At 48.8% G+C, this 14,741-nt stretch carries 9 protein-coding genes; 2 read left to right on the plus strand and 7 right to left on the minus strand.

The window, feature by feature from the left end:
• The first annotated feature begins 341 nt into the window (after positions 1–341).
• Together L6J37_RS04345 and L6J37_RS04350 are read left to right on the plus strand one after the other, a co-directional pair.
• On the plus strand, positions 342–1,778 hold the full coding sequence (locus L6J37_RS04345; RefSeq protein WP_237794263.1) for a 6-phospho-beta-glucosidase: 1,437 nt from the start codon (positions 342–344) through the stop codon (positions 1,776–1,778).
• A gap of 96 nt (positions 1,779–1,874) precedes the next feature.
• On the plus strand, positions 1,875–2,888 hold the full coding sequence (locus L6J37_RS04350; RefSeq protein ID WP_237794265.1) for a LacI family DNA-binding transcriptional regulator: 1,014 nt from the start codon (positions 1,875–1,877) through the stop codon (positions 2,886–2,888).
• A 268-nt stretch (positions 2,889–3,156) separates the two neighbouring features.
• On the opposite strand, the gene L6J37_RS04355 is transcribed toward L6J37_RS04350, so the two are convergent.
• The 7 genes from L6J37_RS04355 to L6J37_RS04385 all read right to left on the minus strand — a co-directional run bounded on the left by L6J37_RS04355 (position 3,157) and on the right by L6J37_RS04385 (position 14,718).
• Positions 3,157–3,879 (minus strand): hypothetical protein, encoded by a 723-nt coding sequence (locus L6J37_RS04355; RefSeq protein WP_237794267.1) that lies wholly within the window; start codon positions 3,877–3,879, stop codon positions 3,157–3,159.
• A 458-nt stretch (positions 3,880–4,337) separates the two neighbouring features.
• Positions 4,338–5,597, minus strand: coding sequence for an SGNH/GDSL hydrolase family protein (locus L6J37_RS04360; RefSeq protein ID WP_269093356.1), 1,260 nt, complete (start codon positions 5,595–5,597; stop codon positions 4,338–4,340).
• Between the two features lie 203 nt (positions 5,598–5,800).
• Positions 5,801–6,421: a hypothetical protein gene (locus L6J37_RS04365; protein WP_237794269.1), complete on the minus strand. Its 621-nt coding sequence runs from the start codon at positions 6,419–6,421 to the stop codon at positions 5,801–5,803.
• A 250-nt stretch (positions 6,422–6,671) separates the two neighbouring features.
• Positions 6,672–7,328: a hypothetical protein gene (locus L6J37_RS04370; RefSeq protein ID WP_237794270.1), complete on the minus strand. Its 657-nt coding sequence runs from the start codon at positions 7,326–7,328 to the stop codon at positions 6,672–6,674.
• Positions 7,329–8,045: 717 nt separating this feature from the next.
• The gene (locus L6J37_RS04375; RefSeq protein WP_237794271.1) at positions 8,046–9,134 is read right to left on the minus strand and encodes a toxic anion resistance protein; all 1,089 of its coding nucleotides are present in this window, start codon (positions 9,132–9,134) and stop codon (positions 8,046–8,048) included.
• Between the two features lie 11 nt (positions 9,135–9,145).
• Positions 9,146–9,850, minus strand: coding sequence for a phospholipase D-like domain-containing protein (locus tag L6J37_RS04380; protein WP_237794272.1), 705 nt, complete (start codon positions 9,848–9,850; stop codon positions 9,146–9,148).
• Complete coding sequence (locus L6J37_RS04385) at positions 9,847–14,718, minus strand: DNA repair ATPase (RefSeq protein WP_237794273.1); 4,872 nt, start codon at positions 14,716–14,718, stop codon at positions 9,847–9,849. The genes L6J37_RS04380 and L6J37_RS04385 overlap by 4 nt, the downstream gene beginning before the upstream one ends.
• Positions 14,719–14,741: the final 23 nt, after the last annotated feature.

Here is a 14,741-nt window from a genome sequence, read left to right on the forward strand (position 1 = left end):
TAAAGTCCGCGCCCTGCTCAGGTACAGAGCAAAAAAATGGTTCCCGCTTTAAGCACAGACAGTATGTCAGCCAGTCTATTCACGTACGAATGTATTCACGTACTCAGGCTGGCATACTGCCTGCTCTTCTGGGCCTTTTATCCAGCGCCCAAGCACTAACCAAATGCCATCTACTGGCCAGCAAGCGTAATGCTTCCCTGGTTTCTGCCAGACAGCCAAACCCGCCAAAGAAAAGAAACCGGTTACAGAAACCGGTTACATTCTGAAATTGAATGATCTACACTGCACTCAGGATCCAATATTGTTCATGAGATCGTTTTGCCAGCACAAGGGGGTTACAGATGTCACAACAAGGCTTTCCGACTGATTTTCTCTGGGGCGGCGCAGTGGCTGCCCATCAGGTCGAAGGGGGCTGGGATCAGGGAGGCAAAGGCGTCAGCGTGGTCGATGTGCTGACCAAAGGCGCTCATGAAGTGCCGCGAGTGATCACTGAGACGGTAGAAGCGGATCACTTCTATCCCAACCATGAAGCGGTTGATTTCTATCACAGGTACAAAGAAGACATCGCGCTGTTTGCCGAAATGGGCTTCAAATGCTTCCGGACTTCCATTGCCTGGACACGCATTTTTCCCAATGGCGATGAAAAAGAGCCCAATGAAGCCGGGCTGCAGTTCTATGACGATATGTTTGATGAGTTGCTCAAAAACGGCATCGAACCTGTGATCACCCTTTCTCATTTTGAGATGCCGAACCACCTGGTGAAACACTACGGCAGCTGGCTGAACCGTGAGGTTGCGGACTTCTTCGTAACCTTCAGCCAGGTCGTGATGGAGCGTTATAAACACAAGGTGAAATACTGGATCACCTTCAACGAAATCAATAACCAGCGCAACTGGAAACTGCCTATCTGGGGTTACTGCAACTCAGGCATGATCTACAGCGATCATGGCAATCCGGAACAAGTGATGTATCAGGTGTTACACCACCAGTTTCTGGCCAGTGCACAAGTGGTAAAACTGGGCCATGCCATCAACCCGGATTTCAAAATCGGCAGCATGATTCACATGATGCCGCTCTATCCGGCCACCTGTCATCCTGATGACGTGCTGCTGGCGCAAGAGCTGATGCGTCAGAAATACCTGTTCAGTGACGTTCAGATAAGGGGCTATTATCCCAGCTACCTGCGCAAAGAGTGGGAACGCAAAGGCATCGCGGTTGAAATGCAGCCCGGTGATGAGGCCATTTTACGTGAAGGTTGCGCCGACTATCTGGCCATCAGCTATTACATGACCAACATAGTGTCGGCGAAGAAAGACCCAGACGGCGAAACCACTTCCCTGTTTGAAGACAGTAAGCTGAACCCTTACCTTCCGGCCTCTGACTGGGGCTGGCAGATTGATCCCGATGGCCTGCGCGTTGCGCTGTCTGATCTGTACGAACGCTACCAGAAACCTATCTTCATCGTCGAAAACGGTTTTGGCGCCATTGATCAGGTCGAAGATGATGGTTCGATCAATGACGACTACCGGATTGATTACCTGAGTGCGCATATCCGGGCGGTTAAAGAAGCTATAACGATTGAGGGCGTTGATGTCATGGGATACACCCCGTGGGGCTGCATCGACTGCGTGTCTTTCACTACCGGGGAATACCGGAAACGCTACGGCTTCATTTATGTCGATAAACACGATGACGGCAGTGGCACCATGGCACGGTCGAAGAAAAAGAGTTTCTTCTGGTATCAAAACGTCATCGCCACCAAGGGTGAAAGCCTGTAACGACGGATAAAGCATTCTAACAACAGCTAAAGTTCGCTACACTCGCCATCCGGCCGCGGCTTACTGCCCGTGGCCGGATGATAAAGAGGACAGGCAATGGCAACCATAAACGATGTGTGTAAAGCAACAGGCTATTCCAAGGCCACAGTGTCACGTGTTTTAAATGGCACCGGGCAGGTAAAAGCCGCCACCCGCGATGCTGTGCTTTCTGCCATGCAAGCTCTCGGCTATCAGCCCAATGCACTGGCGCAGGCGCTGGCAACCAATACTTCGAATACGATTGGCCTGGTCCTGCCCCACTTTCAGAGCAGCTATTTTGGCAGCATTCTGCACCATGCCGAGCAAAGCACTCAGCAGGCCGGTAAAAAGCTGTTAGTGGTCAACAGCCACAACACAGCAGACGGTGAACAGGAAGCCGTTGCCACCTTAGCCAATCAGCGCTGCGACACGATATTGCTCTACAGCCGCCATCTCAGCGTTTCAGATCTGGCTGCTCTGCAGCAGAGTGTGCTGCCGCCTTTGATCATCCTGAACCGTCAGCTTGAAGATAACACCCTGCACAGTTTTGGTTTGGATCAACGCCAGCTGGCAGAAATTGCGATGCAACATTTGCTGTCTCTCGGTCATCGCCACATTGCTTGCATTACTTCCCCACTGGCAAGCGAAACCGGTCAGATCCGCTATGCGGTGTATCAGCAAATGCTGGAGCAACAGCAGATAACCATGCAGCCCGGCTGGGTTCATGAAGGGACAAATACCCTGGCAAGCGGTTATCAGGCCGTGGAACAGCTCCTCAGCAGCCAGCAGAGCGTCAGTGCCATTTTTGCCTGTAACGATGACATGGCAATCGGTGCCATTCGTGCCTTGTTCGATCATGGTCTGCGCGTGCCACAGGATGTCTCTGTGATGGGTATTGATAACGAACCTGCAGCCGCTTACGCCATTCCCAGCCTGACCACCGTCTCCTTGCCGATTGTTCAGCTCACTCAGGATGCCATGACACTGGCGATAGCCTTAGCCAATAAACAGCACACCCCAACGCGGCACCAGACCTATAGCGGGGAACTGGTACTGCGTGAATCGACGCAGGCCCTGACATCGGCGAGCTAATCGTACTGAGTGCGACATCTGGTTTAACCGTCTTTCTTTAGCAAAGCAAATTCTGTAGCCAAGCTGATTCTGTAACCAAGCAGGGCAGATATCCTGCTTGCTGGGGCCCAGTATCGAGTTAAGGCTGAATGTTAAACGTGGAAATCACCGGCAGGAAGATGGCGAACCCAATCGTCCAAAACCAGCCAAATGGCTTATGCCAGACCTTTAAGTTGCAGATGACACTATCGTCTGTGTTTTTTGTTATTTTCATCTCGTCTGCCATACGTCAAACATCATTGCGCTGTTCTGCCGATGCCGTTTCATCTCTCATTTGACTGGACGTCAGTGTGTATCGCTTTATTTCATAATAATCGGGGCGCTTATCTGTAGCAGGCAATGCACCTTCAAAAGAGGCACGTGATGGATCAATGCCAAGTGCTGTTTTGATAGCCCTATATCTTTCCTCATCCAAATCTTCCAATCCGAAGACGATTCGGACATCCAGATTGCTGGCACGGTAGACCTCAATAATTTGTTTCATCATCTCCGTTAATTCAGGCGCTTTGGCATCCTGATCGAATTTTTTTAATCGATATTGAGCGCCAGTTTGATATTCAGACTGACTATCCAGATCAAACCGACTGGCTTGTGGTTCGAACTCAAGCTCAAACCAGCCGTATTGAGTCATTGTCGTGCCATCTCTTTCTTCCTCAACAGGCTTTTCGTAATACAAAATCACTGCATCGCGATCTGTCATCGGGTGGCTGGTCTGGCGCCACAGAAAAAATCGCCGAACTCGAAAAGACCACTGACGCTCCCTTTTTCGCCATACCATTTCTTTCTTTCGTAATACGGACCAAAGGCTCAGTAAAGCGGTCAGGTACTGAACCGGAAAATAAGGAAACAGCACAATCAATACAACAGATGCCAGGAAAAAGACCAAACCAACTGGCCTGTGCCAGACACTCAAGTTACAGGTGACGATATCGTCGTATTTATTTTTTTGCATTGCTATACCAACCCCACAATTCAAAAGACAGCGTCACTTTCGCTGCACTGCCGATGCGATTCAACTTTTCCAGCGCTTCACCGTGACACTTGGTACGCTGAATAATGACTTGAAATAACCCACTCAGAAAACCACTTTCAGGAAGCTTAATCAAAATGAAGGCGACTGGATGAAGCCATTCATTGATTCATATTCCTCAATACGAACGATATTCAGATGCGACATCTTCTTTTAACTGCCTCAGATGCGTCCGATAAACAAATACGCTCGTGAGAACCGACTGGGTTTGACTTGTTCCCACAGGCGATTTGAAACCGTTCTATGGCTTTCCATTGAACAGGCAAGCATAGAACGCACTCAGATCCAGCAATTCTGCTGTCCCGCTTTCGTTTTCACTGACACTTTCGTTTCACTGAAAAAGCAGGGCAAATGCCCTGCTTGCCAAGATCCAGTAGTCGTTAAGGCTGGATATTAAACGCGGAAATCACCGGCAGGTACATGGCATTAGCAATGTATTTATGGGTTGCCGTAGTGGGATGCGTCACTCCCCAGAACACATACTTATCCGAACCATGATACGCACATTCATCGGTAAAGCTGTGGCTGTACAGATAGTCCGCCGCGGAATTGCGATTGATATCCAGACAGGCATCTTTGGCATTGGTAAAACCGTGTGATGCAGGATTTGTAGTGATCTGGTCAAACAGTTGGTGCGCATCAAACAACACCACCTTTACGCCTTGGTCCTGATAACGTTTTGCCTCGGCCTTTATGAAAGCGTTAAAGGCCAGAATTTTCGCCTGCACCTTGTCGATCTCTTCCTGCGTCGCGTACTTAAACTGCGGCGCACGGGTGGCATCCGGTAAGGTCATCAACAGAATATTGCTCGCACCAGATGCCGTTAAACGTTGCATAGCCGTGCTGTAATCTGCTTTGGCCTCTTCCACCGTGCGGTCGTAATTCATGAAATCATTCAGCCCGAACTCCAGCGTAAACAGGGTATTGGCCGGATGGTAATTCTGAACAAGCTGCATGTACGTCAGATACGAGCTCACCTGCTCAGTGACTCCCGTAAGCGCGACATACTGATTAGAACCGGCTGCACCGCCCACTGCCCAGTTGTACAGCGGCAGATTCAGGCTTTCTGCCAGATATTCCGTCCAGACAAAGCCGTTAGAAAAATGGCCGAGGAACCAGGAATTGCGGTTCGGGAACACCCACTGCGATGCATTGAACAGGTTGCCGGTATCCGACAAACTATCACCAAACGCGACCACTTTGTTGATGCCCATCGAGATACCCAGATCGTTGGTCCAGATAGAATGGTTATAAGACAGGCTGTTATCGGCAGCAAAATAGGTCATGTCAGCCGTTTCATGACTGACCCCCAGGGTTTCCGCACAGCGCGCTTTGATCTCAGACTGCGGGGTATGGGTATAGAACATGTTCTTAAACGATAAGGATGACCACCAGTAACCCTTGAGCTGGTAATACTCGCCCTTTTCATCTAACGCCCACTCCCAGCTTGTGGCAGGATCATCGTGAGTCTGCGCCGGACGATACCAGCAACGGACATAAGTATAAGTGTTGCTGCCCTGAACCTGCTCAATCTGCGCCGTCGACAAAGGCTGAGCATAAAGATGGTGTGAGGCAGGCGCTTCTCCACTTTGCGCAGCAGCGGTAAAGGGTAACAGCATGAGGAGTAATAATTTTTTCATAATGAGCCATACGTTATTGGTAAGAGGTATGACCTATAGTTAACGGTATCGGAATCTGTCAAAGTTGCACTGAAACTACGAGCAATAAAATGGAACCCGGTTCAAACCGAGGTGAATTTGTAAACGATTTCTGGCGCCAGGCTTAATGGGTGCCAGCACTGGAAAATGTTAACTGACTGATTTATTTACACTTACCTTTATCATCATGAATAGTTAAATGTAACCATATCGAAAGCGCATTGAAATTCACTCAAACATTCACTTTCGCAGTCGATAGCTTCAAATTTTTCTATCATTGGTGCTGTAGCAGTCACATATGTAAATGTTGTCACTGTTTTCCCAATCAATGCATTTAGTCCTACCACACACATCAAAATCCCAATGTGTCCAGTTTCACTTTGTTTTACATATCCTTGTACTGTTCTCATCTCTCTCAGTAAGTACGTTTTTAAATATTCCAGCTTTGGACCTGGCTCTTGCAGGACATCCTGAAAGAACTGCAAGTTTACCGAAGCGGGAGAGCCGGAATAGGAAGGTGTTTTATTTTGTGACGAAGTCTGCCCCATTCCTTTTATCGTATTCATGGCTCGTACCATTTCAGGACCGCTAACCAGATACGCCCCGCCAAGATAATTTGTTTTTCCCAGAGTTTGTTGAATCTCTGAAAACAGCCTCTGCGCTTGTTCGAAAGCAGAAAAGACTGCAGATTCATTATCAGGAGAAGTTCCTTCAGGTAAAAATGCCAGTAACAAATTTTCGAAGCATGAGTGTAACCAGACCCCGCTATTAGCCGGAGTAACACAATGTGCTATTGATGTATTCATTGTTCTACCTTTTTAACCCACAATATGAGGTGGCTTTATTATGGTTTGATGTATTGCAGAGAGTAAGCATCATGATAAAATTCCAATTTATCTCTCGCAATGCAAGCACAAATACGCTTTATACAAATAAGCATGGCTTGACCAGATAAAGACTATGCGCTCAGATACAGCAGAATAAAGAGCGCACAATTAATCCGAAATAAAATTTAACACGATTTAAAAATCGTACCACCACTCTTTTCAAAAAAGCTTAAGGTTGATATAAATAACCCACTTTTGTGTAATTGACATTATAACTAAATTTCTGCTCATCACTTTTACATTTATGCTTAATTAAAACTGAGGCAGATTTCGCTTCGGTATAAGCGTAAATAACCGTTGTAACAGGAATATCTAAACCAGGAGTCAGAGCAAGAAGAGTAATCGTCGTACCAAAATTTTTCGCTTTATTATCATTTCCTGCCGCAGCCTGAGTGCCAGCCATTGCATTGTTCAGGTAATCCATCATGGGGTTGACACTACCACCCACACCAGATAGAACACTCTGAAAAAAGCTCTCATTGGCATCTCTGATAGTCCCGTTACCAGAAAGATTTGCAAGGTTTGAACTCGTTTGGGCCATGCCGTTCACATTGTTCATTGCTTTTGTCATCGCAGCTTCGTCTTGAGTATACAAACCGTCCAGTACTGATTGTCCGCTCGTATCTTTCACTGCCTGTTTTATCTTATTTGGCAGGCTTAATGCACTCAAGAATGCGTTTGCCATAATTTTATTCTGCGTGTCTGTCCATGAATTAAATTTAAAATAAAAAATGTAATCACTACCTTCAGTGTGAATCCAAGAACCGTCGCTTGAAGCAGGCGTTTCTAAGAATTTTATACCATCAATGGTTTTTATAGCAGTCATGTTCTTCTCCAATTTAATGTCGTAATCTGTTCGAACTGTCAATAGCTTTTTCAATCCAGCGTCCTAAAAAAACAAGCTCAACAGAATCATAAAAATGATTCAAACAAGCCTTGCTAGGACTCTTGCAACAACAATACCTATACAGTCGCATAACAAACATAGTGCATGAACTTATTATGTCCAGATCAATCACAATATTAGATGTGAATATTTTCACCGACATATTTACTGCTATTCTGTTAAGTTACCATTACTCTCTAATTTAATTGGTTATTTCCGCCTTTAATCATTATTAAAACAAGAACAACCATGAAAAACTTTTAATCTTTCATAAATACCATGACATGAAACACAAAATAGCCAAGAAACTGAAAACAAAGGAAATTTAATATTAACATCAAATTTCACATACTGACCTAGAATAATAAATACGGCATTCAATAAGACAGCATCTGAAAGTTACATCCTATTTCAGTAAATTATACAGTACAGATCACAGCATATACATTGGCTGAGGTAGTAGTTGGTTTGGCAGCACTACGGAAATTTCGATCTCGTTAGTCGCTATCAATTTAGTTGTGGCAAAACGGATTGAGTGGCGAAACTGAACAATGAGTATGCCTTTTTCGGTTTGTGTTCAAATACTCCGACCATAAAAAAACGGCAGTTTTCACTGCCGTTCTGATTAATGCGCACCTATTGTGCAGCCCAACATCATCATTCAAGCGTTTTCTGCAAGGCCACTTTCAGCTCTTGTTCGGCTTTCGCAATCACTTTTTCGGCCTGTTCACGTTGCTGGCGGCCTTCTTTGACGCGGGATAACGTGTTGTTCAGCGTTTCTATTGTCAATTGGTTAACCGCCTGCAGGGATTCGAGATCCAGGATACCGCGCTGATAGTTTTCAGCAATTTGCTCTTCCAGCACTTTCAGGTGTTCAGCGTTTTTCACGTACTGTTTGTTGGTGTAATCCTTCACAGTGCGGGTGACTCTCAACGCCTTTTCTTTCTCGTAGTTGGAAATCGCAATCAGGAACTGGCGCTTCCACAAAGGAAAGGTGTTATGAACGATATCCTGGATATCTTCCATCAACATTTTATTGCCTTCCTGCGACAAACGGATCTGCGGCGCGGTTTGCACTGCAGCAAGCCGGGTGAGCTCCAGATTATGAACCCGTTTTTCCAGTCGCGCGACGGCCTGACTGGCATCACGGTATTTCTGCGCTTCCAGCGCATCGCCGGATTGAACAGAGGCCGCGTGCAAGGCTGGTAATATATCCACGTTCAACTGATTGAGTTTGTATTTACCCGCGGCAATGAAGTGCTCCAGGCCTTTGAGCAACTCAAGGTTGTTATCGTACAGGCCATCCAATTGCGTGATATCGTGCGCCAGTTTCACTTCCTGCGCTTCCAACTGCTGCGATAGCTGCTCAAGCTGCTGTTTGACTGAATCAAAGCTGCGGGAGAACTTCTTGAAGGAATCAAACAGTTCGCCAATCAGCGGCAGGTTCGCCAGAAAGCTATTGCCTTTGAGGCGGTCAAACGCGGCGCTGTCCATCGACTCCACCATAGATTGCAGGATTTCTCCGGCATCCCCGGTATCACGGACCCGAACTTGTTCAAGCACGTTATCGGAAAACGCGGTGATTTTTTCCAGCGCTTCTTTACCAAAAGTGATGGTTGCAACAGCGTCGAAAGGATCAAAGCTGTCAGACAAGGCAACGATTTCAGGTGTCACTTCCAACTCCAGCAAGTCGGCTGGATTAGCTGAGCGGACAGGCTGCGGCTCCGGGTTCACAATGTCATTCATGTTTGCTCTCCTTAACTCGGCTGATGACAAGGAAAACGCTGCCACAGCTCTTCAAACTGTTGCTCGAACGCTGTCAGAAAACGGCGGTCATCCGTCAGCGTAATGTCTTCCTGATTGTATCTGGACGCACTGCGTGTCCAGTTGAAACTGCCGTTGATGAGCCGGGTGCCATCAAACACGGCAAACTTATGATGCATATGATAAGCCGTGGTATCAATTTTCACGGCGACGCCTTTACGTGCCAGATAATCAATATCACTGCCAGCGTCATTGAGCTTGTCGTTATCGGTGATCACCCGCACTTGCACGCCACGTTCATGCGCTGCCAGAATGTGTTTGGTCAGTTCATCATCCGCAATCGTAAAGACACAAATATCCACTTTACTGCGCACCTGTCGCAGTTGCTCAATGATGCCGCCCGCACAGGCACGCCCCGGTGAAAACCAACTGGTCGCGACTTGTGCAATGGCAGAGCTGCGGGTGTTATCAAGCACTTTCACTACCCGTTCCAGCCAGCGAAGTACAGCAAGGGGCTCTGCCCCTTGCTGTATGGCTTGTTGCGCCAGTTTGAAGCTCTGGTTGCGCAAAAAAGAACGCTCATCATCCGATAAACCCACTTCCACCAGTGAAACCTGTAATTCACGCCGCTCGCTGTCGTCCAGCCGGCCATCTTCAAGCGACGCTGTCAGCCAGTCGAGCCACTGTTGCTGATTCATTGCAAATCCTCCAGTTTTACAGGTTGAGCGAACCGCGCAACATGCTGATTCAGCATCGCTAATTGCTGAACGACTTGTCCGGCACGGTCACTTTCATCACCCATCATTTGCTTGCGCTGATAGGCCTGTTTGATGTCTTCCCAGCGGGCTTGCTGTTCAGCGCTCATGTTGCCGCGCAGTTCTGCCAGCTTGAGCAGGTTTTCTTCTGTGCCATTGGCCAGCGTCTGCGCTTCGCCCTGATAGTGATCCTGAAGCAAGGTATTGAGCTCATCATCCGTCATCACCGAAGCGATTTTCTCAGCCAGCTTATTCATGTTCCGGTAAGAACCCTGCAACTTAAATGGCGGCTCAACACGGTAATCGTCTGCCGTTGCTGCCGACAGAATGTACTGCTGATTCACCTTCAGAACCGTCTGCTGAACCAGCATCAGTTTCTGCAGCGTCGCCACAATTTCGTTGGCTTCGGTTGATGAATACGAGTGCGACATATCGCTCAGCGCAACGCCATCCCCTTGTGCCATTTTGACAAAACGATACAGATCGTTCAGATCGCGGGTTGCCAGTGGCGCCAGAACCGGATTAGAGGTGAGTGAGTTCTCAATAAAGCTCAGCTCAAACGCATATTGCTGATCCGACAGCATGTCACCCAGGTTATAGATATCGGCCCGGTTGGCCAGCATGTCCGGAATCCGGAACGCTTCACCGGTTTCGGTATACGGGTTCCCGGCCATGACCACAGCGAACTTCTTGCCGCGCATATCATAGGTTTTGGTTTTCCCCTGCCAGGTTCCTTCAATCCGTCGGGTACCGTCACAGAGTGAGATGAATTTCTGCAGCAGTTCCGGGCTGGTGTGCTGAATATCATCCAGATACAACAACACATTGTTGCCCATTTCGAAGGCCAGATTGATCTTCTCGATTTCACGCGCTGAGTTCTGATCCGGCGCATCGGCCGGATCCAGCGAGGTGACCTGATGGCCAATCGACGGGCCGTTGACCTTCATGAAGACCAGTCCCAGCTTATGCGCCACGTATTCGATCAGGGTTGTTTTACCGTAGCCCGGCGGAGAAATCAGCAGCAGCATCCCCATCAGGTCCGTCCGCTTCTTGTCGCCGACTGTGCCCATCTGCTTGGCAAAATTGTCGCCAATCAGGTGCAGGTAGCTGTCGCTGATCAGCTTGTTACGGACGAAAGAGGTCAGCGGCCGCGGTTTGAACTCGCTCAGCCTGAATTGATCTTTGGCCTGATTCAGTAATGCCGTCCGCTGACTCAGATAAGCCTCAAACTGAGGAAACACTTCGCTGCGATGATGTTCACAACGCTGGATGAAATCATCCAGTACCAGGGTTAATGTGCCGCCTTCAACCCGATCGTGCTCGCCCAGCAGTCCCTGCACAGGACAAGCCAGTGAGAAGTCCACCGGACTCAACAGCCGATCGGAATGCGTTTTACACACCGCAATCGCGGCGGCTTCCACCACAAACGGCTGACCGTATGATTTCTGGGCCGTATAAGCCATCAGCCATTGCTGATGATCGGCAAAGGCAACATCCAGCGCCAGTTGCTCGCCGTTCCAGCCCAGACTGCGACGAAATTGCAGGTAATCTTCACTCAGTTCAAAGCCATCCTGACTGACTTCAATCCGCACATCCGTACCCGCCAGTAACCGAATCAGGTAATCGCTGCTTTCCATAGCAGCCTGACCCTGCACCGACTCGGCCAGAGTGTGCTGCAGCGACAAGAATGCATCCGCAGAATTCAGGTGCTCTTTCAGCAGCTGTGCATTTTTCGCTTTTTCCTGCCAGCGATGCAGTTCCGTTTCCTTCTGCATCATCAGCCACAACAACGCATTGGCCCGCGCACGCTGGCTGAATCGCAGCAATCCGGCCTGTTCAAAGGTCGGCAGCACATCCTGCAAAATCAGAGCGGCATCGTGATCGTGGATCCCTTTGACATACCCTTCTTTGTAGCGCGGCGCAGAAAAATGCTGAACCAACTGCAACAAGGATTTGTCACGGCTAGCCTGATAAAGCTGAGCAAGCGACAGATCATCAGCTTTGTTCATGGCACTGTGCAGCATCAGGTACGCCAGGTATTCACCGCGATAAACCGCCTCACTTTCAGACGACACATCAAGGCGCGCGATTTGCTGCAGAGACAGGAAATTTTCATCTGCAATAGGCTGATAAAAATCGGTACCGGAAATATGCGTACAAAGCTGTTTGTTATGCTCCACCAGGCTCAGATCAAGCGCCTGTTGGTTGACACTGAACTTATGACGACCCAACCGCAGTACTTTGCCGCCATCTTCGAAGATATCCTGATTATCACGAAGCGAACGCAGCGACTGGTCTTGCAGCGATTTGAGCTTAGCATCCAGACTGTCTGCCTTGACGCTGTCGCCCAGATCACGAATCGACTGCGACAGCTGATGCAGTTTGAGCACCATGGCGTCGGTGGCGAAATAACTGTTCAGCGCTTTCACATCATCAAAGCGGGACACCCGTTTTTCGACGCTGCCCATGGTGACATTGGCAGCCTGCATCAGGTTCTGTACCCGGCGCTGCTGCGCTGCAATCAGCTGTTGCTTGTGATTGTCCAGCGTCGACTGAATCTCATCGCGCTTGGCGTAAATCTCCACCAGAAACTGATCGAAATCTGCAAAACGGGACTCCAGTTTGTCCAACTGACCAACCAGTTTCGCCAATTGTGTATCACACTCATCCGGCGTGGTCGCCTGCTCCATCGCACTGCTGACCGACTGGCCCAGCAGTTTGAACTGGGCACTGAACTCGGCCTGAGCCTCGTTACTTTGCAGGCTCTGTGATTTGTTTCTCAGCCTGGCCGAGACCGCATTCAGCAACGACGAGACTTCGGTGGTTAAGTCCAGAATCCGGGTCGACTGGGTCGGATCATCGGTTTCAATGTCTGTGACTTCTTCAGACACCAGCTGCAAGTCTGCACGCAGCGTGTCCACCTGCTGCTGAAGCGCCTGAATGTCTGCGGTCTTGCTGACATCCGCCAGCGAAGTTTCTATCTCGTGAATCTGTTGCTTAAACGGCTGATACGCCTTTTCTTCCTGTAACAATGCCAGCAGCTGCTGGTTCAACAGCTCACGGTGCTGCTGCAGGTTATCAAGTAAAGCATCAACACTGCCGGTATCCATATAATGCTGCTGACGCAGCGCCATGGTGGCACCCACCTGCGCTTTCAGCTCTGACAGCAGGGACAGCAGGACATTTGCCTGCTCTTTGGGGGCCAGTTTGATCTTCGCAATCAGGTTGGTTACGACCTGCTGATGCTCAGCCAGGCTCTCTTCAGCGTGACGCTGCATCTGAAGAACTTTGGCAAACTCATCAATGATCTTGTTTGCCGTGTCCATCAGACTGTTAATCACTTCCCCCATGCCCAGCGCATAATGATGATTGAGCCAGTGATAGTGATCCAGCGTGGTCTGACACTCTTTCAGCAGCACTTCAAAAGCAGCCTGAGTGACTTCTTCTGTTTGAGCCAGCTGGCAGATAGACAACACGGACGACAGCGCACGAACCAGTTCGGCATTACCCAGGTTAAACAGCGGGCTGGTGTTGTCAGCACTGGCATTCTGCGCGGCATAGTGTTCCGGGGTAGAAAACGGCGTATCCCAGATTCGCAGCGGGTGAATGGTTGACGCTTCCGCATTTTCAGACAACTGGAATACCAGCATCCGGCCATCGGGATAGAGGCTGAATCCGTGGCTCTCCATAGGTGCCGCAAACTTCTTCTCAATCATGTTATAGGTGAAGCCAACGTAATGGCCTTCGAGCATGTTGAAAAAGAAATACAGGATATCTTCACCGTTGGGTGAGGCAATTTTCTGGAAGAACTTCAGGTGCTGCCACGGCATGTCAAACTGCTTGCTTTCGCCGTTTGCCAGCACAAAGCCGTGAGAATAAAGCACACCATGATCTTCCGGCAGTGCTTTGGCACTCAGCCCTAACGCATCAGCCCGGGCAACTGACTGGTTGATCGGGTTATAAATAAAATAGCGCGAGTGCTTCTCACGGTGCGGTTTGATTTTTAACGCGATCAGCTCACCAATAAAGGCATATTCAATGAAAGCATCGGCGACACTCTGGTGCGGATCGTCGACCGATTCGCTGTAGATCCCTCTACCGTCATCCGTGTTGTCTTCCACCTTGATGGTCAGATCGCCGCCAATGCATTCGACAAACAACTTGTCGCGGATCGACACATGCGGATGAGCTCCGGCAACCTGATCGTCACGAGTTGTGGCAATCCACTCAAAGTCATGCTGCTGAACGTTTTCCAGCTGTTTGTTACCCAGCGAATCAATATATTCAATTGAGTTTGCATTGAGCTGGAAACGGAAGACTTTGCGGTCTTCAGGACGCATCCCAATCTGGAAGGCAATGTACAGAATGCTTTCCTGACGCGAGATCTGTGTCAGGCGGGCATCGCTGTAGTAAGTAAAAAGTTCGGTGAATTCGTGCAGAAAACGGGCATCCGTCAGAAAACTGTTTTCCAGCGGCAAAGGTTCGATGCGGAACGTGCCGTCCTGCTCGTGTAATTGATATAAACCAAAGACATCCTCTAGGGCCGGAGATGATTTCAGGCCGACATGTACCTGATAACCGAAGAGAAGTTGCTGATTGACCTGCGCCATATCGATGGGAATGGAGCGGGCTTGTGTCTGGACATTCGCTTTACCGACCAGTTGGCTTTCTTGACCGCCAAAGATTGTCTGACGATTCTGATTAAAGGCTTGAGACAGGGACTTGAGCTGTTTACCTTGCTGAAATAGACGGGATTTCAGTATTTCGTACGCCCCACCCTCGCTCACCGCTTGTTGAGTTGTTTCGGACATGCAATTACCTAATAAATCCCGCC

Origin of the sequence: Photobacterium sp. WH77 (assembly GCF_022014395.1) — a bacterium.
In the GTDB taxonomy this organism is placed as follows: Bacteria; Pseudomonadota; Gammaproteobacteria; order Enterobacterales; family Vibrionaceae; genus Photobacterium; species Photobacterium arenosum.